The sequence below is a fragment of the Kribbella alba genome, from assembly GCF_039529635.1.
Lineage (GTDB): Bacteria > Actinomycetota > Actinomycetes > Propionibacteriales > Kribbellaceae > Kribbella > Kribbella alba.
This window is the reverse complement of the sequence record NZ_BAAANE010000007.1, coordinates 320,643-340,642: the sequence shown is the minus strand read 5'-3', so window position 1 is coordinate 340,642 and position 20,000 is coordinate 320,643. Positions and strand designations below refer to the sequence as shown.

The 20,000-nt window shown below is 68.7% G+C and carries 19 protein-coding genes; 5 read left to right on the top strand and 14 right to left on the bottom strand.

Annotation, left to right across the window (positions count from 1 at the left end):
- Positions 1 to 119: 119 nt before the first annotated feature.
- Entirely contained in the window at positions 120 to 1,280 is a 1,161-nt protein-coding gene (locus ABD210_RS19585) for an acetamidase/formamidase family protein (RefSeq protein WP_344113186.1), read from the top strand.
- Positions 1,281 to 1,324: 44 nt separating this feature from the next.
- Here the strand turns inward: ABD210_RS19585 and secA2 are convergent, their stop codons facing one another.
- Positions 1,325 to 3,826 (bottom strand): accessory Sec system translocase SecA2, encoded by a 2,502-nt coding sequence (gene secA2 / locus ABD210_RS19580; RefSeq protein ID WP_344113185.1) that lies wholly within the window; start codon positions 3,824 to 3,826, stop codon positions 1,325 to 1,327.
- Positions 3,827 to 3,880: 54 nt separating this feature from the next.
- Positions 3,881 to 4,678: a GNAT family N-acetyltransferase gene (locus ABD210_RS19575; RefSeq protein ID WP_344113183.1), complete on the bottom strand. Its 798-nt coding sequence runs from the start codon at positions 4,676 to 4,678 to the stop codon at positions 3,881 to 3,883.
- A gap of 137 nt (positions 4,679 to 4,815) precedes the next feature.
- On the opposite strand from ABD210_RS19575, the gene ABD210_RS19570 reads away from it, so the two are divergent.
- From ABD210_RS19570 to ABD210_RS19560, 4 genes are all read left to right on the top strand, one after another.
- Positions 4,816 to 5,421: an AMIN-like domain-containing (lipo)protein gene (locus ABD210_RS19570; protein WP_344113182.1), complete on the top strand. Its 606-nt coding sequence runs from the start codon at positions 4,816 to 4,818 to the stop codon at positions 5,419 to 5,421.
- Between the two features lie 53 nt (positions 5,422 to 5,474).
- Positions 5,475 to 6,671, top strand: coding sequence for an MFS transporter (locus tag ABD210_RS19565; protein WP_344113180.1), 1,197 nt, complete (start codon positions 5,475 to 5,477; stop codon positions 6,669 to 6,671).
- A 100-nt stretch (positions 6,672 to 6,771) separates the two neighbouring features.
- Positions 6,772 to 6,843 (top strand): putative leader peptide, encoded by a 72-nt coding sequence (locus ABD210_RS32490; RefSeq protein ID WP_425552712.1) that lies wholly within the window; start codon positions 6,772 to 6,774, stop codon positions 6,841 to 6,843.
- 99 nt (positions 6,844 to 6,942) lie between these two features.
- Positions 6,943 to 8,181 (top strand): vanadium-dependent haloperoxidase, encoded by a 1,239-nt coding sequence (locus ABD210_RS19560; RefSeq protein ID WP_344113179.1) that lies wholly within the window; start codon positions 6,943 to 6,945, stop codon positions 8,179 to 8,181.
- Between the two features lie 47 nt (positions 8,182 to 8,228).
- On the opposite strand, the gene ABD210_RS19555 is transcribed toward ABD210_RS19560, so the two are convergent.
- The 12 genes from ABD210_RS19555 to ABD210_RS19500 all read right to left on the bottom strand — a co-directional run bounded on the left by ABD210_RS19555 (position 8,229) and on the right by ABD210_RS19500 (position 19,910).
- A complete protein-coding gene (locus tag ABD210_RS19555) occupies positions 8,229 to 8,354 on the bottom strand; it encodes a hypothetical protein (protein WP_344113177.1) in 126 nt (41 codons plus the stop codon).
- Positions 8,355 to 8,502: 148 nt separating this feature from the next.
- Positions 8,503 to 8,856, bottom strand: a complete 354-nt coding sequence (locus tag ABD210_RS19550) for a GntR family transcriptional regulator (protein ID WP_344113176.1) — start codon at positions 8,854 to 8,856, stop codon at positions 8,503 to 8,505.
- A gap of 360 nt (positions 8,857 to 9,216) precedes the next feature.
- Complete coding sequence (locus ABD210_RS19545) at positions 9,217 to 9,501, bottom strand: VOC family protein (RefSeq protein WP_344113175.1); 285 nt, start codon at positions 9,499 to 9,501, stop codon at positions 9,217 to 9,219.
- An 88-nt stretch (positions 9,502 to 9,589) separates the two neighbouring features.
- Positions 9,590 to 10,522, bottom strand: coding sequence for a proline iminopeptidase-family hydrolase (locus ABD210_RS19540; RefSeq protein WP_344113174.1), 933 nt, complete (start codon positions 10,520 to 10,522; stop codon positions 9,590 to 9,592).
- Between the two features lie 13 nt (positions 10,523 to 10,535).
- Positions 10,536 to 11,531 (bottom strand): alpha/beta fold hydrolase, encoded by a 996-nt coding sequence (locus ABD210_RS19535; RefSeq protein ID WP_344113173.1) that lies wholly within the window; start codon positions 11,529 to 11,531, stop codon positions 10,536 to 10,538.
- Complete coding sequence (locus ABD210_RS19530; protein ID WP_344113171.1) at positions 11,528 to 12,454, bottom strand: acetamidase/formamidase family protein; 927 nt, start codon at positions 12,452 to 12,454, stop codon at positions 11,528 to 11,530. Before ABD210_RS19530 ends, ABD210_RS19535 begins: the two co-directional genes overlap by 4 nt.
- Before the next feature lie 3 nt (positions 12,455 to 12,457).
- Entirely contained in the window at positions 12,458 to 14,491 is a 2,034-nt protein-coding gene (locus tag ABD210_RS19525; protein WP_344113170.1) for a dipeptide ABC transporter ATP-binding protein, read from the bottom strand.
- Positions 14,488 to 15,450, bottom strand: a complete 963-nt coding sequence (locus tag ABD210_RS19520; protein ID WP_344113168.1) for an ABC transporter permease — start codon at positions 15,448 to 15,450, stop codon at positions 14,488 to 14,490. The genes ABD210_RS19525 and ABD210_RS19520 overlap by 4 nt, the downstream gene beginning before the upstream one ends.
- A complete protein-coding gene (locus tag ABD210_RS19515) occupies positions 15,447 to 16,379 on the bottom strand; it encodes an ABC transporter permease (protein WP_344113165.1) in 933 nt (310 codons plus the stop codon). The genes ABD210_RS19520 and ABD210_RS19515 overlap by 4 nt, the downstream gene beginning before the upstream one ends.
- Positions 16,379 to 18,061, bottom strand: coding sequence for an ABC transporter substrate-binding protein (locus ABD210_RS19510; RefSeq protein ID WP_344113164.1), 1,683 nt, complete (start codon positions 18,059 to 18,061; stop codon positions 16,379 to 16,381). Before ABD210_RS19510 ends, ABD210_RS19515 begins: the two co-directional genes overlap by 1 nt.
- Positions 18,062 to 18,322: 261 nt before the next feature.
- Positions 18,323 to 18,994: a GntR family transcriptional regulator gene (locus ABD210_RS19505; RefSeq protein ID WP_344113163.1), complete on the bottom strand. Its 672-nt coding sequence runs from the start codon at positions 18,992 to 18,994 to the stop codon at positions 18,323 to 18,325.
- Positions 18,995 to 19,052: 58 nt separating this feature from the next.
- Positions 19,053 to 19,910 carry an alpha/beta hydrolase gene (locus ABD210_RS19500; protein WP_344113161.1) on the bottom strand — a complete coding sequence of 286 codons (858 nt, stop codon included), beginning with the start codon at positions 19,908 to 19,910 and terminating at the stop codon, positions 19,053 to 19,055.
- Positions 19,911 to 20,000 lie beyond the last annotated feature (90 nt).

Below are 20,000 nucleotides of genomic sequence, written 5' to 3'. Positions count from 1 at the left end.
CCACCACGATGGCCGGATTGTTCAACAATTTAACAAATCTGACATCTAATTCATTGACGAAGGAAACAAACTCCCCCGAGGCTCGGTGGCGTTGCCAACCACTGACACGGAGGTCATCTGTGCAACCGACCACCTCATCTGGCCGGAACGAATCAACCGAGGCCCGTTCGCGCCTCAGCCGGCGCCGGATCCTGCAGGCAGCCGGCGCGGCCGGCGCCGGCCTCACCCTCGGCACCGCCCTCAGTACCGAAGGCGCCGCAGCCGCCGCTCCACGCGGCTTCGGCGGCGGCAAGCCGAAGTACGACGTACTACTGCAGGCCACCAAGGAGAACTCGTTGTGGGGCTGGTTCCCCATCGACCGGCCCTCGGTGCTCACCGTCAAGTCCGGAACAGTCGTCAAGATCAACGCGGTGAACCAGTCGGGCGCCTCGGCGGTCGGCGGTCCCGTCGCGTACTTCGAGGCACTCGGCGTACCGGCGGACCAGGTACTGCCTGAACTGATCGACATCTCCACCATCCCGCGCACGCCGGGATCCAGCGGCCACGTCCTCACCGGTCCGCTGTACGTCGAGGGTGCCGAACCTGGTGACGTCCTCGAGATCAAGATCCTCGACCTGTCGCCGCGGGTTCCGTACGGGATCAACAGCACCGGCCCCGGCAGCGGGGTGCTGTCCGGGCTGCTCGCCCAACGGTCCACCCGGCTGCTCACGCTCGACAAGCACAACGAGTACTACCAGTTCGCGCCGGGGATCCGGATCCCGTTCAAGCCGTTCGCCGGGATCACCGGGGTCGCGCCGCCCGCCGATGCGGGCTTCGTCTCCGCCAACCCGCCGAACCGCTGGGGTGGCAACCTGGACATCAAGGACCTGACGGCCGGGTCGACCTTGTTCCTGCCGGTGTTCCGGCCGGGTGCGCAGTTCTACATCGGCGACACGCACGGCGCGCAGGGGCACGGCGAGATCGACCAGACCGCGATCGAGCACTCGATGTCCTTCACCGCGCAGTTCACCGTCCGCAAGGGTGCGTCCCTGGTCTACCCGCGGGCCGAACTGCCTGACCACATGGTGACGACGGGCATCAACGCCGACCTGGACACAGCACTCCAGATGGCGGCGACCGAAGCGATCAACTACCTGCGCGAGGTCACCAAGGGAGCCCTGAGCGCTGCCGACGCCTACGCCCTGTGCAGCGTCGCGGTCGACTTCGTCATCGCCGAGGCAGTGGACGGCAACAAGCTCGTCGCCGCCTACATCCCCAAGTCCCTACTCCCCAAGCACTGAGTCATCAGCGCGCGCGGGGTGATCCCCGCGCGCGCCCGGCCGGCTCAGTCCTTGTCGCGCGGCCTCTCGTCCCCGTCGGCGTCGACCTCCCGGAGCTGCTCCGGGAGGTCTTCGTCGTCGAGGTCGCGGAGTTCCTCGGGCAGTTCGTCGTCGTCGAGGTCGCGCAGCTCTTCGGGGAGATCCTCGAACTCCTCTGCGGGAATCTCCTCGGACTGGGCCACGGACGCGGGCTTGATGGCGTTGCGGAGACGGCCCAGGATCCGGTCGGCCTCGGTGCCGAAGGGGTTGTCGTTGACCAGGTACGTCCACGTCGCGGTCGGCCGCGGAACCCCGGACGCCTCTTCATCCAGACCGTCGGAAGTGATCTCGGCTTCCTTGAAGGTCTCGGCCGCCTCGGTCCAGGCGTCCTCGATCAGCGTGTCGAACGACGCGATCGCGGACCTGTTGAACTCGTCGATCGGCTTCAGGTGCACGATGCCGCCGGCCAGCGAGCGCAGGTGGATCCCTTCGCGCAGATCGGCCAGATAAGCCAGGTGGTCGCTCCAGCGCTGGTCCAGATGGTGCAATGCGATCCTGCGAGCCGCGTCCTTGACCGTGTCCTCGCCGACCTCCTCCACCAACTCCTCGTACCGCTCCTTCACGCGGCCGGACAGTTCCTCGGCCGCCAGGTCCTCGGTGAGCACCTTCTCCCGCGTGTCGAGCAGGATCGCCCGCTGCTGACCCGTCAACCGGTGGTACGACCACGTCGTACGGTGCAGCTCGGCATTCGCGCCGTCGGCGACCCGCTGGGCGTGTTCGAGCATCGCGAGCGCCTTGCGGTCGGTCAGCCGGCCGTTCTCGTCCGGTTGCGGCCGCAGCCCCGATGTCACGGAGTACCGGGTCACCAACTCGTCGCCGAGGCTCGCGAAGAACAGTGAACCGCCGGGGTCGCCCTGGCGTCCGGCGCGGCCGCGCAGCTGGTCGTCCAGCCGGCGCGACGCGTGCAGACCGGTCCCGACCACATACAGGCCGCCGAGCTCCGCCGCGCGGTCCTTCTCGTGCGATTCGTCGCGACCGCCCAGCCGGATGTCCGTACCGCGACCGGCCATCTGCGTGGACACCGTCACCGTGTCCGGCACACCCGCCTCGGCCACGATCGCGGCCTCCTCGGCGTCGTTCTTGGCGTTCAGTACGACGTGCGACACCTCGGCGGCCTCGAGCCGGTCGCTCAGCTGCTCGGACTCCTCCACGCTGTGCGTGCCGATCAGGATCGGCCGGCCGGTGTCGTGGATCTCCTTGATGTGCTCGACCAGCGCCGCGTTCTTCTGCTCGACGGTCAGGTAGAGCCGGTCCGGTTCGTCGATCCGGATGTTCGGCTTGTTCGGCGGGACCAGCGCCACCTCGACCTGGTAGAACTCCTGGAGTTGCTCGCCCACCACCACCGCAGTACCGGTCATGCCGCAGAGCTTCGGGTAGCTGCTGACCAGCGCCTGCACAGTGATGCTGTCCAGCACCTCGCCGGAGTCGCTGACCGGCACTGCCTCCTTGGCCTCGACCGCGGCCTGCAGACCGTCCGGCCACCGCTGCAGCTTGGCGATCCGGCCGCGGCTGTTGTTGATCAGGCTGACCTTGCCGTCGCGGACGAGGTAGTCGACATCCTTGCGCAGCAGCACCTCCGCGTGCAGCGCGACGTTGATCTGGGTCAGCCGCTCGAGGTTCTCGTCCTCATAGAGGTTGATCCCGCCCAGGTGTTCCTCGACCTTGTCCGTGCCCTTGTCGGTGAGCGCGACCGTCCGGCCGTCGCCGTCGACCTCGTAGTCGGTCCCCGCGCGCAGAGTGCGGACCAACGCGACCACGTCGTCGTCGAGTTCTTCGGACCGGGTCGCACCGGCCAGGACCAGCGGCACCCGGGCCTCGTCGATCAGGACGGAGTCGGCCTCGTCGACCAGCGCCACGTCCGGCTTCACCGTGACGCGATCGGCGACATCGGAGACCAGCCGGTCCCGCAGTACGTCGAAGCCGAGCTCGCTGACCGGGGCGTAGCAGACGTCGGCCTGGTACGCCTCCCGGCGCTCCTCCGGCGTCGAGGCCTGGCCGATGTGGCTGACGGAAACGCCGAGCAGCTTGTAGACCGGGCCCATCCACTCCGCATCGCGGCGGGCGAGGTAGTCGTTCACGGCCATCACCTGGACGCGGCGGCCGCCGACCGCATACCCGGCGGCGGCGAACGCACCGGCCAGGGTCTTGCCCTCGCCGGTGGCCATCTCGACGATCCGGCCGCGGAGCAGCGCCAGTGCGCCGACGATCTGGCCGTCGAACGCGCGCTCGCCGATGGCCCGCTTGCCGGCCTCCCGGGCCAGCGCGAGGAACTCGATCAGGTCGCCCTCGTCCAGGCCGTCCGGCGTCCGCATCTCGGTGACGACCTCGGTGAGTTCGTCGTCGGTCAACTCCTGGAGCGATTCCTCCGCCTCGCCGATCGCGACAGTGAGCCGCTCGTACGGGCCGAGGTCGATCGAGCCGGGGCGCTGCAGGAGCCGGCGGAAGCGCGAGGTCAGTTTCATGGCCATGATCTCCGCAACGTACAACCTCGACGGCTCGTTCCGTGCGGCAGCCCCGCGTGTTCAGGGCGTGAACTGGTACGGCGTGGTGGTGGTGACGGCGTGCAGGCCGAGCTTCTGCAGGATCGGGCGGGAGTCCTCGGACGCGTCCACCCGGAGGAACTCGAACCCACGGTCCTTGGCGATCCGGGCCCGGTGAGCCAGGATCGCGCTGTACAACCCCTTCCGCCGCCACTGCGGCAGCGTGCCCCCGCCCCACAGACTGGCGAACCCGGTGCCTGGATGGAACCGGATCCAGGCGGCCGTCAACGCCGGACCGTCCGGACCCTTCAGCGCCTCCTCGATCAGCGTCACCACCAGCCGGTCAGGGAACATCCGGGACTCGGCCGCCAGCCGCTCCTCGATCCGCTCCAGCCCGTTGTGCCACAAGGTGTCCATCAGTACTGCGATGCGGTGGAAGTCGGCCGCCTCCTCGACATCGCGCAGCACCACCTTCGACGGGAGCGCGGAAGGCCGGGCCAGGATGGTGTCGACCTCGCCAAGGATCAGCGTCTCGGGTTCCTCCGCCACGAACCCGGCCCGGGTCAGCCGCTCCCCGAGATCCGCCGGCTCGTCGTAGCCGTAGGTCTTCCACTCGAACGGCAACCCGCGCTTGCCGAAGAACTCGATCTCCGCCGCGATCACCGCGTCCGGGTCGTCGCCGAGCCCTCGAGGTGTCTCGACGAACCCGCCGCCGCCCGGTCCGTCCAGGTACGAGCGATGCACGAGACCGTCGTGCTCCACCTTCCAGCCGGGGATGGTGTCGGCGTCCGGCAGGCGGATCCGGCGGTGGAACACCTCGAGCAGCTCGTCAGGACTCATGGCCTCATCCTGCCCCCTCCGGCAACAGATTTTCGGTCGCCGCTCGTGGTTGTTCGGGCACCTGAAATCACCACCCCCGAACGACAACTATCGGCCCCGGAGCGGGCGTCTAACGGGTGTCTTTGAAGGGGGACATCATGAAGGCAATCCGCACCATCCGAAAACCGATCCGTACCGCGATCGCCGTCCTCGCCGTCGCCGCCGTCCCGGCGGGAGCGGTCGCCATCCCGGCGATCGCCGGCGGGACAGCGACGGCGAGCACCACCGCGGCGAGCACTGCCACCAGTTGCAGCACCAAGTGGGGCTCGTTGCCTAAGGCAAGCAGCCCGCTCGGCCGCGGGACACTGACGGGGATCCGCACCGGCCGGCACGCCTGTTTCGACCGCATCGTGTTCGATGTCTCGGGCAAACAGTCCGGATCTCACGTGCGCTACGTGTCGAACGTCTACCAGGACGGATCGGGTTTCCGCGTTCCGCTGCGCGGCGGCGCGAAGCTGGAGATCATCGCCCACGTTCCTGACTACAACGACGCCGGCCGATCCACCTACCGTCCGGCCAATCGCAAGGAGCTGACCAACGTGGCCGGCTACCGCACGTTCCGTCAGGTTGCCTACGCCGGCAGCTTCGAGGGCCAGACCACGATCGGGCTCGGCGTCCGCGCCCGCCTCCCGTTCCGCGTCTTCACCGTCGCCGGCCCAGGCTCCGGCAGCCGCATCGTGGTAGACGTCGCCCACACCTGGTAGGCGACCCCGGGGAGAAGTTGCTGACCGGTCAGCAGACATGTTCGAATGTCCGGGTGGACCTGCTGCAGAGCCAGGGGCTGTTGCGGCGGGTCCGCGGCACGTCACCCTCGATGTCATCGCGGACCGCGGCAGCTGCCGTGTTCCTTCTCTTCGCCACCAACGGCGCCCTGATCGGCGGGGTCGGCGGGACCCTTCCCGCCCTGCGAGAGCGGCTCGACGTGAGCGCGTCGGGACTTTCGCTGCTGCTGTTCTGCCTTGCCGCTGCCGCGGTCGTCTCGATGCAGGTCGGTGGACGGCTCGCCGACAAGATCGGTGCCCGGCCGGTCGCCCTCGTCACCCTCTCCGTCCTGGCTGCCGGCGTCGGCCTGCTGGCGATCACCTCGTCATTGCCTTGGGCAATCGTCGCGATGGTGCTGGCCGGCCTCGGCAACGGCGCGATGGACGTGGCGATGAACTCGCTCGGCGTCGAGGTGGAGCAATCCCGGCCGAGACCGATCATGAGCCGCTTCCACGCGTTCTGGAGTCTGGGCAACCTCACCGCGGCCGGGACCATCGTGCTGATCGCCCGCCTGCTCGACCGGACCGGCGGCGCCAACGTCGGACCGGCACTCGAAACGCTTTGCGTGGTCGGCATCATCGCGATCGCGGTGGCATTCCGGATCGTGCCGGACGGCCGCCGGATCGAGCACAAACCAGACGGCGTCCGTACTGCGATCCCGCGGCTGGCGTGGGCGCTCGGGCTGATGGCCTTCTGCTTCGGACTCGCGGAGGGAACGGCTGTCGACTGGTCCTCGGTCCACGTCACCGATGTCGCGAAGATCGACCCCTCGACCGGCGCGCTGGGGCTCGTCTGCGTCAGCGGATGCATGGTGATCATCCGATTGCTCGGCGACCGCGCCGTCGCCCGGGTCGGCCGCCGCGCCGTGGTCCGCGTGGGTGCGGTCACGGCGATCGCCGGCTACTTCATCACGGTGCTCACCGATCCCCTGCCCTTGCTGCTGATCGGCTGGGCGCTTGTCGGACTGGGCCTCGGTCTGGTCGCGCCGCAGGTCTACGCCGTCGCAGGTCACGTCGGCGGCGGACGCATGCTCGCCATCGTCGTCACCTTCGGGTACGCGGCGTTCCTGGTCGGGCCGGCGATGATCGGCCAGTTGGTCGAGCACTTCGGCGTTCAGCACGCGATGATCCTGCCGCTCGTCCTCTCCGGCTGCCTGGTGGCCGTTTCGCCGGCCCTCCCCCGCGACGACTGATCGCCGCGCGGGCCGGTCATGGCGGCGCCAAGCTGAATGTCTACCGTCCAGGTAGTAATACACTCTCCCACCTGGGCGGTAGGCGTGCCATGATCGCTTCATGAGTGCGGAGATCAGGTTGGTGGCGCGACGCCATGTCGATCTGATGCGCACGTCCAGCGCCAGCTGTTGACCAAGTACGTCCAGCTGCTCCGCTCTGTCTTACTCACCTTCCTTACTGCGTAGCGCCACCCGCCTGCGCAGCGCTTCTGCGTCCCACAGAGGAGTTCCCGTGCACCAGAGATCTGTCCGCCGTTCGCTTGCCTTGGCGGCCGCCCCCGCCCTCGCCTTGTCCGCGGCATTGACCGTTCCGACTTCCGCAGCTACGACACAGCAGGTAGACGTCGCACTGGAGTGGTACGACGTCACTGCTGACACCATCACTGCCGCAGGCGCACCCACCCAGGTGACGAACAACCGCACCTGGGCGATCGGCTGGGTGGCCGCCACCCGCGCCCTGCTCCGTACGCCGTCCAGCGGCCGGGCGCAGGACTATCGCGAAGCAGCGCTGGCCGGGGCGGTCCACGAAACCTTGGTCACCTTGGTCCCCGCACGAAAGGCCCAGCTGGACCAGTCATTGTCGACCACGCTCGCCCGGATCCCTGACGGTACAGCGGAATCAGCAGGACTGGCTGCCGGCCGCAAGCAGGCGCAGACGGTGCTCGCGTCACGCGCCGAGGACGGGTTGGATCCGGCATCGGTCAACGCACCGTTCACCCCACCGCCTGCCGGCCCGGGGATCTGGCAGCCGACGCCGCCCACCTACAGCCCGGCCACGCAGTACGGCAATCGCTCCGCCAAGCCCTTCCTGCTGACCAAGCCAGCTCAGTTCCGCCCAGGCCCACCGCCAGCAGTCGGGTCGGACCGCTACCTCCGCGACCTGGCCGAAGTACAGGCGACCGGGGCGTTCGACAGCACCACCCGCACCCAGGCCCAGACCGACACGGCGACCTTCTGGCTCGGCTCGTCATACGTGCTCTACACGGCTCCGTTGCGAGTAGCGCTGGCGGAGTCGGCGCGGAAGGCGCTGGTGGAAAGGGCCAAGCTGGTGGCGTTGTTCCATGTCGCCTCGGTGGACACGCAGATCGCGACGTCGGACACGAAGTACGCGTACCAGAGCTGGCGTCCGATCACCGCGATCCGCGCAACCGATGACCCGGACTGGACGCCCCTGCACACCACGCCCGCACACCCTGACTACCCCAGCGGCCACAACACCTACTCCGGCGCGGCCGAGCAGGTTCTCACCTCGCTCGTCGGCGGGCGCACGGCCAAGCCCTACACGATCGGGAGTCCGAGCGCGCCGGGTGTGACCCGCACCTACACCGGCTGGCACCAGCTCACCACTGAGAACGTCGACGCACGCGTCTGGTCGGGAATCCACACCCGCACAGCCGACACGGCCGGAGTCACCCTCGGTCGACAGGTAGCAGCCAACGCCCTGCGCGAGGCCGACCGCCTGTTCCGCTGACCCACGCCCCGGCGGGAAGACGGCGGACCTTCCCGCCGGGGCGTGCCTCACTGGAGGGTGCGGTTGAGGAGGTCGAAGAAGGTGTCGCCCCGGACCAGCTTGTAGGGACCCGTGAGCAGCGGCGCCAGCGCGGCGATGTCGGGGATACCTCGGACAACGTTGTCGGTGAGCAAATTGGAATCGTTTCCGCCGAGCCCTGGTTCAGCGGGCCGCGGCGGTCAGCCCGCGAGCCGCCAGGCTTTCGGCCGGTCCGCGATCACCGGTTGCCGTGGAGGACGCGGGTCGCTTTCCCGAGACCTACCGAAGGGACCGGTCCAGCGATCACCAGGCGTCGTGGAGGACGCGGGTCGCTTCCGCGAGACTCAGGCCGGCGCGCCGCGCGGCCCGGGCGAAGGCCGCTGCCGCCGCCCGGGTGTCCTCGTCGTCCACCTGACTGCGCGACGCCAGCACGAAGGTGCCGTTGCGTCCTCGCGTCTCCACCAACCGGTCTGCCTCGAGCTCCTTGTACGCCCGGGCGACCGTGTTCACGGCCAGCCCGACTTCACCCGCGAGCTGCCGTACGGTCGGCAGCCGCGTCCCCTGTGCCAGCTCACCCCGCCGGATCTGGTCCTCGATCTGCTGCTTCACCTGCTCGTACGGCGGCTGAGGCGCGGCCGGGTCCACCGAGATGATCACCGGCCCACCCAATCACGTCCGCAGTGGGTGGTTGCCGTCCCCCGGCCAGCGAGGTCTGACGGCAGCGGCCGGACATCTCCACGATCTGGAGCGCGAGTACATGCCCGGATCCGCCCAGTTATCGGGGGTCAGTACCCCCACCGGGGACCTCGGACAACGAATATCGTGTCCACGGTCCCACCAAGGTGTCCGAAGTCCCTGGATCCGGGCGGACCGGTTGGCGTGGCGCCCAGGCGACCGGGCCGATGCCGCCGGTTTCGCCCGCTGGCGGCTTGCTCGGCGCTACCGGGCGAAGAACCCGGCAGCCAACCACGTCAACCGACCGGATCAGGCCAACTCTGCCGCGCCGAGCCGACCGGATCAGGCGAAGCCGTCCGGGCCGTAGGGCTTCTGCTCGACCAGGACGAGCCAGTTGCCGGAGTTGTCCCGGAGCACCGCCTCCACGCCGTACGGGCGGTCGGAGGGTTCCTGGATGTACTCGACGCCCTTCGCGACCAGCTCGTCGAAGGTCTTGCGGCAGTCGTCGGTGGCGATGCCGAAGCGGGCAGCATCAGCACCGCAGGAAGTGGTACTTCTTCGAGACCCCGGCGGCCGCCGCCAGCCTGGCCAGGTCGACCGGCTCCGCGAAGTTGCGATCGGCAACATCCCGCGCCCGCCGCAGCTGCGGCAGCAGCTCAACGGGGACCTGGCCGACCGTCACGGCTCCGACTTTGCCACACCCGTCGCGCTGGGGTCAGCTGCTCCCGCGGAGGAACGACTCCACCACGGTGAGGTAGCGGCTGGGTTCCTCGACGTGCGGCATGTGGCTGGAGGCCATGAAGATCTCCCAGTGCGCGTCCGGGATCAGCTCGGCGTACGGCGTCACCGCGACCGGCGCGGCCTCGTCGTACGCGCCCGAGATCACCAGCGTCGGCACCTCGATCTGGGGGAGGCGGTCCACGATGCTCCAGTCCCGCAGGCTGCCGACCACATGGAACTCGCTGGGCCCGTTCATCGTGTGGTAGACGGTCGGGTCCTCCTCGAGGGACGCGAACGCCGCCCGCACCTCCGGCGGATTCGGTACGACGCGGCAGACGTGCCGGTCGTAGAACGTCTTCATCGCGGTCTCGTACTCCGCGGAGTCCGTCGTCCCCGCCTCCTCGTGGGAGCGCAGGGTCTCGTCGATCACGGGCGGGAGCTCAGCCCGCAACGACGCGGCCGCCTCGAGCCACAGGGGCATCGACGCGGGCGAGTTCGCGATGACGAGCCGACGTAGGCCTGCCGGCCGCAGTACGGCGTGTTCGGCCGCGAGCATGCCGCCCCAGGACTGGCCGAGCAGGTGGTAGTCGTCCGCGATCCCGAGCAGGGTCACCAGGTTGTCGAGCTCGGCCAGGAACAGCTCGACGGTCCAGTACGACGGGTCGGCGTCGGGCAGGTGCGTGGAGTTCCCACAGCCGAGCTGGTCGTAGTGCACGACCGGCCGGGCCAGGCCGTCCGGATCCGCGAAGGCGGTCAGCGAGAGCAGGTACTGGTGGGTGGCTCCCGGGCCGCCGTGGGCGACGACCAGCGGCGTGACCCCGCTGGACAGGTCGCCGGTGACGCGGAACCAGGTCTCGCCCTTGTCGAACGGGATGCGGCCCTCGATGGTCGGCGGCAGCACCTGGTAGGAAGGCTCGGCAACGGTCATCGGCAGGTCCCTCTCAGTCTTCGAGGAAGGCGCGCACGTGGCGGCTCAGGAACTCGAGGTCGGCGGGGATGTCGGCCGGTGAGCCGGCCCGATGCCCCCAGATGCTGGGAATCTCGACCAGCTCGGCCTTGCGCAACGACGCCAGCTCGAGCTCGTTGTCCGCGGTACGGAAGTACAGGTCCGTTGCCGACGGCATCAGCAGGACGCGCGCGACGATGGCGCCCAGGGCAACGTCGAGGTCGCCGCCGAACGGCGTGCTCACGTCGGCCTCGAGCCAGGTCAGCGCCTGCGCGTACTTGTCGGCCGCGCGCCCCTCGGCGAAGCGGTCCACCCAGTCGGTCTGCAGGAACGTGTCCAGGTCCGGCGCACCCAGAGACTCGTAGAGCCGGGCACGGTAGAAGTCCTGGCTGAGCCCCCAGCCGGCGTACACGTGGGCGAACGCGCGCATCGCGGCAACCGGCTCCGAGGAGAACCGCCCGTTGCCGAGGTGCTCGGGGGCCGCCTCGAGAATGCTCAGCAGGCCTCTGAGGAAGACCCTGTTGTGCAACGAAGTACGGGCACTGCCGCAGACGACGATCGCCCGCTCGACGAAGTCCGGGTAGAGCGTCGCCCAGTGATAGGCCTGACCGGCGCCCATCGAGAACCCGTACGCCGCGGCGACGCGGGTGACACCGAACTGCTCGGTGAGAAGCCTGTACTGCGCGTGCACGTTGTCCGCCATCGTCACCAGCGACGGGTACTCCGGATCCGTGGAAGCGCTCGAGGACAGCCCGTTGCTGAACATGTCCGGGATCACGATGAACCAGCGCTCCGGATCGAGCACGGGACCGACCAGCCAGTCCTGGGTCTCGTGCGTCGCACCGTAGCTGCAGGGGTAGACGATCACGTTGTCCCGAGCGGGCGACAGCGTGCCGTGGGTCTGCCAGGACAGTTTCGCGTCGCGGATCACCCCGCCTCGCTCGACCGGCAACTCGCCCAGCTCGAAGATTCCGTTCTGCACAGTCGTCATACCAGTACTCCGGTCGGCAGCAGGGCGTGGACGCCCCAGGTCTGGTTCGCGACCTGGGTGACCCGCAGATCGACGGAGGTGCTCGCAAGCGCCAGGGCGGTGCTCTTGTCGACAGCGAGGATCGCTTGCATCCACCGGACCATCGCGTCCAGCGCATCACCCATCGCCACGTTGAGGTCGACGTCGAAGCCGAAGGTGACCCGCCCGGCCGGGGTCTCGGCGTGAATGGTGTCGATGGGGCGCTCCTCCCGGACCAGGTCGACGGTCAGCGTAGTGGTCATCGGGCACTCGATCGCGGTACCGCCGACTTCACCGTCGCCCTGGGCGGCGTGTCCGTCGCCCAGACTGAGCATCGCGCCGGCGACGGCCACCGGCAAGTAGAGCGTCGACCCGGCCACCAACTCCTTGCAGTCGATGTTGCCTCCGCCGACGGCCCGCGGCGGGATCGTCGAGTGCTCACCGGTCGCCTCGGGCGCCACGCCCATCACGCCCAGGAACGGAGCCAACTCGCGGGTGAAGCCACCGTTGCAGCTGCCGGTGCCGGCCTCGGAGTCAAGATCCCAGAGCAACCAGGACGGCTTGTCGGTGACGCCCAGCCGTTCGGTGATCGGCGACTTCAATGCCCCCGCGACGGTCCAGCCCCACGGATCCGGCGTCAGCGAGAGGAGCTGGAGAGCCAGTACGTCGCCTGGCTCGGCGCCGCTGATCGCGATCGGCCCGGTCAGGCAGTGTCCGCGCGCCTCGGCGAACATCTTCGGCTGCTGCTCGCCCGGTGTCGTCTGCGGCGACAAGTAGCCGGAGGCGTCGAGCGAGTGGACGATCAGGGTGTCGCCGGGGTCGACGCTCAGCACCGGCGGGCGCTCCGCGGTGAACACGTCGATGGTCGTCTGGGGGGTGGGATCGAGCTTGTGGGTGTTGGGCATCCGCTACCTCGCCATGGTCAGGAGTTCGGTGGTGGTCAGGGGGTGGTGACAGGCGACCGCGTGCAGGCCGTCAGCGGCCGCGAGCGCCGGTACCTCTTCAGCGCAGCGATCGGTGGCAAGCGGGCAACGCGTCCGGAAGTGGCAGCCGCTCGGCGGGTCGATCGCTGACGGCAGTTCGCCGCCGAGGCCGACCGATCGGGCCTGGTCGGTCTTCGCCGATTCCGGCGCCGGGATGGCCTTGATCAGGCCGGCCGTGTAGGGGTGCCTGGGCGCACCGTAGACGTCCTCGCTCGCGCCGAGCTCGACCAGCCGGCCCAGGTACATCACCCCGATCCGGTCGGCCAGGTATTTCAGCAGGGACAGGTCGTGCGAGATCACGACGTACGTCTGGCCGTAGCGGTCCTGCAGCGACCGCATCAGGTTCAGGATCTGTGCCTGCACCGAGACGTCCAGCGCCGAGACCGGTTCGTCGGCGACGATCACCTTCGGCCGAAGCGCCAGCGCCCGGGCCATCGCGATCCGTTGCCGCTGACCGCCGGAGAACTCGTGCGCATAGCGCTGTGCCGCCTCAGGTGGCAGGCCCACCGCGTCCAGCAACTCGCTGACGGTCCGGCGACGCTCGCGCCGGGTGCCGACCCCCTGCGCGACCAGCGGCTCCTCGATCAGCGCCGCCACGGTCATCCGCGGATCGAGCGCGGCGGCGGAGTCCTGGAACATCATCTGCAGATCGCGTCGCCGCTTCCGCAGTACGTTGCGTCCCTGGGCGGCAAGATCGCGACCGTCGAACATGACCGAGCCGCTGGTCGGGCGCTCGAGGCCGACCAGCATCCGGCCGATGGTGGTCTTGCCACAGCCGGACTCCCCGACGATGCCGATGGTCTCCCCCGCGCCGATGCTCAGGGTGACGCCGGAGACCGCGTGCACGGCTCGCTTCGGGCCGAACGGCCGTAGCGACCGCAGGCCGAACTTCTTGTGCACGTCGAAGAGCTGCACGAGGGTGTCGCTTCCTCCCGGCTCCTGTTTCGGCCGCGACCTGAGCCGCTCCGTCCCGATCAGCAGCGACGAGCTCTCGTCGGCCGGATGGAAGCACGCATGCAGGTGGCCGGGCCCGGACTCGACAAGGGACGGGTCCGCCTGCCGGCAATCGTCCTGGGCGAAGGCACACCGGGGCGCGAACCGGCACTGCGGCGGCAGCTCCAGCAACTTCGGCGGCGCACCGGGGATCGTGGCGAGGTCCGCACGGCGGTCGAGCTCGAGAGTCGGCATCGCCGCCAGCAACGCTTCGGTGTACCGGTGCCTGGGCGCCGCGAACAACTCCCGTACGCCGGCCTGCTCCACCATCCGTCCGCCATACATCACCGCGACGCGGTCCGCGTACTCCGAGATCACGCCCATGTCGTGGGTCACCAGCAGCACGCCCATCGACAACTGCGACTTCAGATCGTCGATCAGCGTCAGGATCTGCGCCTGGATCGAGACATCGAGCGCGGTCGTCGGCTCGTCGGCGATCAGCAGGCCGGGATCGCACATCAGGCCGAGTGCGATCATCACCCGCTGCCGCATCCCGCCCGACAGTTGGTGCGGGTAGTCGTCGAGGCGCTCTCGCGGCCGGGGCATCCCGACCAGCCCGAGGACGTCGGTGGCCCGGGTGGTCGCGGCGGCCCGACTCCCGCCGGTGTGGATGCGATACGCCTCGCGAAGCTGACTGCCGATGGTGCGGACGGGGTTCAGCGAGGTCATCGGGTCCTGGAAGATCATCGCCATCCGGCTACCACGCAGCTTGCGCATCTCCGGCTCGGAGAGGTCGGTGAGCTCCTGGCCGTCCAGGCGGATCGAACCGGCGACGATCGACCCACCCGGCGGGAGCAGCCGCATGATCGACATGCCGGTCATCGTCTTGCCGGAGCCTGACTCCCCGACCACTCCGAGGGTCTCGCCGGCCTCGACGGAGAAGGTGACTCCGTCGACCGGGCGGATCTTTCCCTGCCTGGTGTCGATCTCGGTGCGGAGGCCGGTGACCTCGAGCAGCGGGCTCATTTGCTGTCACCTTCCTGCTTGGCCAGCCGGGTGTTGGACAGCCGGGTGGCCAACTGCCGGAAGCTGCGTCCCAGCCGCACGCCCTCGCGCGGGTCCAGCACGCGCATCAGGTAGTCGCCGGAGAAGTTGGCGAGCAGGATCGTCGCCATGATCGCCAGGCCGGGAAAGGTCGAGAGCCACCAGGCATCGGCCAGGTTGGTCGCGCCTGCCGCAAGGTCGCTCCCCCAGTCCGGTGCGGGCAATCGGACCCCCAGGCCGAGGAAACTCAGCGTCGTCGCGGTCAGCACGCCCCAGCCGATCGCGCTGCTGCCGAGAACGACCACCTCGGTGAGCAGGTTCGGCAGCAGATGCCGCCAGGACGTGCGGAGGGTGCTCGATCCGAACACCTGCGCCGCTTCGACGTACTCGGCCTTGCGCAACCGGCGTACCGAGGACTCCACGACGCGGGCGAAGCCGGGGGTGAAGGCGACGCCGATGGCCAGCACGATGCTGCGGACGCCCGAGCCCGCGGTGGCGATCAGGATCAGCGCGATCAGCAGCACAGGCAGTGCGAGGAACACGTCCACCAGACGCATCACCACGGCGTTGACCAAGCGCGGCGCGATCCCGCCGAGGACCCCGATCGCGACCCCTGACGCAGTGGCGAGGAGCACTCCGAGCAGACTCGCCAGCAGCACCGGCTGCGCGCCGTACACCGTGCGGCTGAAGACGTCGCGGCCCAGCAGATCGGTCCCGAACAGGTGGCTACCGCTCGGACCCTGCAGGTTCGCGTCGCTGGTGGCCACCGGATCCACATGAGCCAACAGGCCCGGAGCGACGAGCAGGATCAGCACCAGCAGCACCGCAAGGAGCAGTACCGCTCTGGCGATCGTTGCCCTCAGCCCCTTGGTGGACCGGCGGCCGGGTTTGCTCAGCCGGACCGGGACAGAACCCAACGCCACGGGATCACCTGAGCTCATGCGGCTGCCTCCTGCCGGGTGCGGGGGTCGATGGCGCCGACGACCAGGTCGACGCCGAGGTTGATCAGCACGTAGCCGATCCCGATCACCACGACGGCACCCTGGACGACGGGGATGTTCTTGCTGGTGATCGAGGTCGCCAGGAAGCTGCCCAGACCGGCCCGGCCGAAGATCACCTCGGTGATGGCGGCACCGGTCAGGATGTTGCCGAACTGCAGGCCGATGGTGGTGACGGCCGGCACGGACGAGTTCCGCAGTACTTGCCTGAGCAAGACCCGCCACTCGCCACTCCCCCGGGCTCGAGCCGACTTCACGTAGTCGCTGCGCAGTTCCTCGATCACCCGGCCGCGGACCAGCCGGGTGAGGATCGCGGCGTACCCCCAGCCCAGGGAGACCGCCGGCAGGACGAGGCTCTTCGCAGTACCGTCGTCGATCGCGGACAGCCAGTGCAGCTTGACGCTGAAGACCAGCACGAGCAACAGCGCGAGGAAGAAGTACGGCACGGCGACGCCGACGAACGAAACCCCGCGGGCGACCGTGTCGAGGATCGATCCCGGCCGCCTCCCGGCCACCAGACCGAGCGGGATGCCGACCGCCATCGCCACCAGCATCGACGCCGCGGTGAGGACCAGCGTGCTCGGCGCCCGGGAGAGCAGCTCGAAGGCGACCGAGTTCTGGGTCAGGAACGATGTGCCCAGGTTGCCGTGCAGCAGGTTGTCCCCGAAGTCGAAGTATTGCCGCCAGATCGGTTGGTCCAGGCCCAACTGCTGCCGGAGCAGGGCAATCTGCTCCGGCGACGCGTTCGAGCCGTACAGGATCACCTTGGCCGGGTCGCCGGGCACCAGATGGACGAGGGCGAACGAGATCACGGTGATGCCGACCACGACCGGGATCGCGGAACCGAGGCGACGCAGGATGAAAAGCGTCATCAGCCGAGCGTGGCGCTGTGGAACGCCAGGTAGCCGTTCAGGGTCTGGTGCAAATTCTTCACCTTCGGCGACAACGTGAACGCGCCGGCGACGTCCCACAGCGGCAGGTACATCGAGTCCTGCATCAGCTTCGTGCCGACCTGCTGGTAGAGGCTGTTCCGGGTCGCGTCGGCGGCGGTTGCGTTCGCCTTGGCGATCATCTGGTCCACCGCGGGGTTCTTGTAGTGCGACCAGTTGAAGCCGGACTGGATCGCGTTCGAGTTGACCCAGATGTTGAGCAGGTAGGGATCCGCGCCGTAGTAGCCGAACGAGCCGAGGTTGTGGACGCCGGAGTTGAAGCTGGCCTGCGCGGTCGCGAACGGCTGGACACTGGTGCTCGAGCTGAAGCCGACCTTCTGGAGCTCCGACACGACGAACTGAGCCGGCAGTTCCATCCCGGCGCCGCTGAACAGGATGATGTCGAGGTTCAGCTTCTGGCCGTTCTTGGTCCGCGTGCCGCCGCTGCCCGCGGTCCACCCGGCCTGGTCGAGCAGCGCGGCCGCCTTGGCCGGGTCGTAGGAGTAGCTCTTGCCGGCCGCCTCGCTGAAGCCGGGCGTGATCGGCGTGAGGACGTTGTGCGCCGGCTTGTACACGTCGTACAGGACCCCCTTGACCAGAGCGTCCTGGTCGACGGCGTACATGATCGCCTGCCGCACCAGCGGATCGTCGGTCGGCGGCTTGGTCACGTTGATCGGCATACCGAGCGGGGTGCCGATCGAGGGCACCAGCAACTGCTGGTACTTGCCGGACTTCTGCGCCGCGGAGATGTTGTTGGGCGGAAGGTTCATCGCGATCTGCAACTGGCCGCTCTGCAGGGCGTTGTAGCGACCGCTGTCGTCCGTGACGATCCGGAAGATCAGCTTGTCGAGCTTGGCCGGACCGGTGCCGAGCGCCGGCGGACCCCAGGTGTACTTCGGGTTCTTGAGCAGCGTGAGCTGGTTGCCGGTCTGGTAGCTCTGGAAGGTGAACGGGCCGGTCCCGACCGGGTTGTTGCCGAAGCCCACCGGCCCGTACTTGGCCAGCGCGGTCGGTGAGGAGATGCCGAAGTTGCCGGCCGCCTGCTGGTGCAGGAACGACGCGTTCGGCGCGGTGAAGATGATCTGGACGGTGTAGTCGTCGAGGATCTTGGTCTCTTTGTACGGACCGAGCGCGCCGAGACCGCTCTTCGACTTGGTCTTCGGGTCGACCACGTGGTCGTACGTCGCCTTGACCGCGGCCGCGTTGAACGGTGTGCCGTCGTGGAACGTCACGCCCTTGCGCAGCTTGAACGTGTAGACCGAAGCGTCCGGCGAGATCTTCCACGACTCGGCCAGGCCCGGGTGGAACGCGCTGCCGCCGTTGCCGTCGGGCAGCCAGTAGACCAGCGGGTCGAACAGGGCGAAGGAGATCAGCAGGGTCAGAGCGAGGCCGGTCGCGCCGGGGTCGAGCGTGTCGGGCGTCGCGTTGATGCCCATCGTGAGGGTGCCGCCGCCGGCGGACGCGGAGGCCGACGACGCGGTGTCGTCGGCTCCACAGGCCGAGAGCATCGGGACGAGCCCGATCCCGGCGGCCAGACCACCGCCCAGCCCGAGCAGCCGGCGGCGGGACATCGGCCGGCTGACAGCGCGGCTTGCGGAGGGGAGATGCAGGGGATGGTGGTCCATGTGACGTGCTCCTTGGCTCGCAAACGAAGCTCTTCCGTATGTTGTATACGGGATTTGCTACGTCCAGATTTCCGAGCCGCCACGAGCTGGTTTCGTCTCGGCGCGTTCTACGCCGCCTACCACCCACGATCATGCTTGAAACCAAGGGCAGCTGCCAGGACCGTCGGCGAAAGATCGGGGCAGTTCGGGCGCGGCGGCCGGAAGGATCGCAGTACCGCCGCTGTATACGGAAAGATCAGCAGGCCCGCTGCTGATCGGCGGCTATGCCTGGTCGAGCCGCGGCCGGATGGTGCTGCGCACGTTCAGTACGTGGTGCCGGGCGGCAGCCTCGGCCAGGTCGGCGTCGCCGGCCTCGATTGCCGCGATCAGACCGTGGTGCTCGGCCCAGGCGTCGGGGTTCTGCAGCGGCGCGGCCTGCCGGAGCAGCCATTGGCCGCGCTTGACCATCGGGATCGCGATGGCGATCAGATAGTCGTTCCGGGTCATCTCGAAGATCAGCGAGTGCAGTTCGGTGTGCAAGGTCGACAGGGTGTCCAGATCCTCCTCGGGCCCGGAGGAGTTCACCAGGTCGAGAATGGCCCAGGCCCTCGCCAGCAGGGAGGTTTCGCGCTCCTCGGCAGAGGCCGCCAGGCGCGCGCCCAGTGGTTCGAGCGCGAGCCGGACATGGAACAGATCGTCGGCCTGGCGACCGGACAGCTTGGCCACGAAGGCGCCCCGCCGCGACACGACATCGAGGAATCCCTCGGCCTCGAGCACCCGCATCGCTTCCCGGATCGGGTTGCGGGAGACGCCCAGCAACTGCGCGAGCCGATCCTCCACCAGACGCTCGCCCGGTTCGAGCGAACCATCCAGGATCAGCCGGCGCAGCTCCGCCGCCACCACGTCACGCAGCGGCAGGTGGCTGTCCCCCACGAGGACCGAGTTCGAGGTCACCCGGTTCATCGTATACGAAGCAGCGGCCTTCTCCGATCGATTCCGCCTTCGCGGCTGGTCAGCCGACGAAGCGCCGGATGAAGGTGAGCGCGGTGTCGGCGACCTCGCGCCAGCCGTTGTCGATGGTGAGCGCGTGACCCCGCCCGGCGATCTCGACGAACTCGGTGGTCCCCGGGTTGCGCTGCTGCCGCTTGAACGAAGCCTCGGCGATCGCCCGGGGCACCGTGTGGTCCTTCTCGCCGGAGACGACCAGCAACGGTCCCCGGTCAGGGTTCTCGGTGTCGACCTTGGCCTCGGTCCACGGATTGAGGTTGGCGGCGGCCGCCTGGAACAGCGGAGCACCCGGGGCCGGTACGGCGTACGCGTCGTACAGCTCCTTCGCCTCCTCCTCGGAAACCGCATTGGCGAAGGCGAACCGGAACTGGTCATAGGTGAGCGGTACTGCGCGATGCCGGTTCGCCGGGTTGCCTAGCACCGGAGCCGACGACTTCAGCGCCGAGATCGGCAGCGGCAGGACGCCACGGAACGGGGCCGCGTCGATCGCCACGGTCGCCGCGGACAGGCCCATCCCAGCGACCATCTGGGCGAGCAGCCCACCGAAGGAGTGACCGATGACGGCCGGCTTCTTGTCCAGCTTGCCGATCACCGCCGCGTAGTGGTCCGCGACCTGGCCGACCGTCTTGTTGGCGAACACCTCAGGGTGGGCGTTGGCCTCGGCAACGGTCTCCGGGTCGTCAGGCCAGCCGGGCGTCAGGGGCGTGTAGCCGGCCTCGGCGAAGACGACCGCCCAACGGTCCCAGCTGCTGGGCAGCAGCCACAAGCCGTGGATGAACACCACGGGCGTCCTTCCGGACGCGTTGGCCCGCTCGATCTCTTCTTCGATGGTCTCGGGAACACCGGGCGAATACTCGGACATCGGAAATCTCCCTTTCCTGCCGACGAGACTCGTGCCTCTTGGTGCGCTCAGTGTGTGCCTGCGGAGCGGGTGCTGTCATTGTTCCGGCAG

Excerpts from the sequence above, each read along its gene's own strand:
- ABD210_RS19525 (WP_344113170.1), bottom strand. The coding sequence starts at position 14,491 with ATGAGCCCGCTGCTCGAGGTCACCGGCCTCCGCACCGAGATCGACACC.
- ABD210_RS19545 (WP_344113175.1), bottom strand. The coding sequence starts at position 9,501 with ATGTTGCCGATCGCAACTTCGCGGAGCCGGTCGACCTGGCCAGGCTGG.
- ABD210_RS19515 (WP_344113165.1), bottom strand. The coding sequence starts at position 16,379 with ATGACGCTTTTCATCCTGCGTCGCCTCGGTTCCGCGATCCCGGTCGTG.
- ABD210_RS19510 (WP_344113164.1), bottom strand. The coding sequence starts at position 18,061 with ATGGACCACCATCCCCTGCATCTCCCCTCCGCAAGCCGCGCTGTCAGC.
- ABD210_RS19540 (WP_344113174.1), bottom strand. The coding sequence starts at position 10,522 with ATGACCGTTGCCGAGCCTTCCTACCAGGTGCTGCCGCCGACCATCGAG.
- ABD210_RS19520 (WP_344113168.1), bottom strand. The coding sequence starts at position 15,450 with ATGAGCTCAGGTGATCCCGTGGCGTTGGGTTCTGTCCCGGTCCGGCTG.
- ABD210_RS19575 (WP_344113183.1), bottom strand. The coding sequence starts at position 4,678 with ATGAGTCCTGACGAGCTGCTCGAGGTGTTCCACCGCCGGATCCGCCTG.
- ABD210_RS19570 (WP_344113182.1), top strand. The coding sequence starts at position 4,816 with ATGAAGGCAATCCGCACCATCCGAAAACCGATCCGTACCGCGATCGCC.
- ABD210_RS19500 (WP_344113161.1), bottom strand. The coding sequence starts at position 19,910 with ATGTCCGAGTATTCGCCCGGTGTTCCCGAGACCATCGAAGAAGAGATC.
- secA2 (WP_344113185.1), bottom strand. The coding sequence starts at position 3,826 with ATGGCCATGAAACTGACCTCGCGCTTCCGCCGGCTCCTGCAGCGCCCC.
- ABD210_RS19530 (WP_344113171.1), bottom strand. The coding sequence starts at position 12,454 with ATGCCCAACACCCACAAGCTCGATCCCACCCCCCAGACGACCATCGAC.
- ABD210_RS19535 (WP_344113173.1), bottom strand. The coding sequence starts at position 11,531 with ATGACGACTGTGCAGAACGGAATCTTCGAGCTGGGCGAGTTGCCGGTC.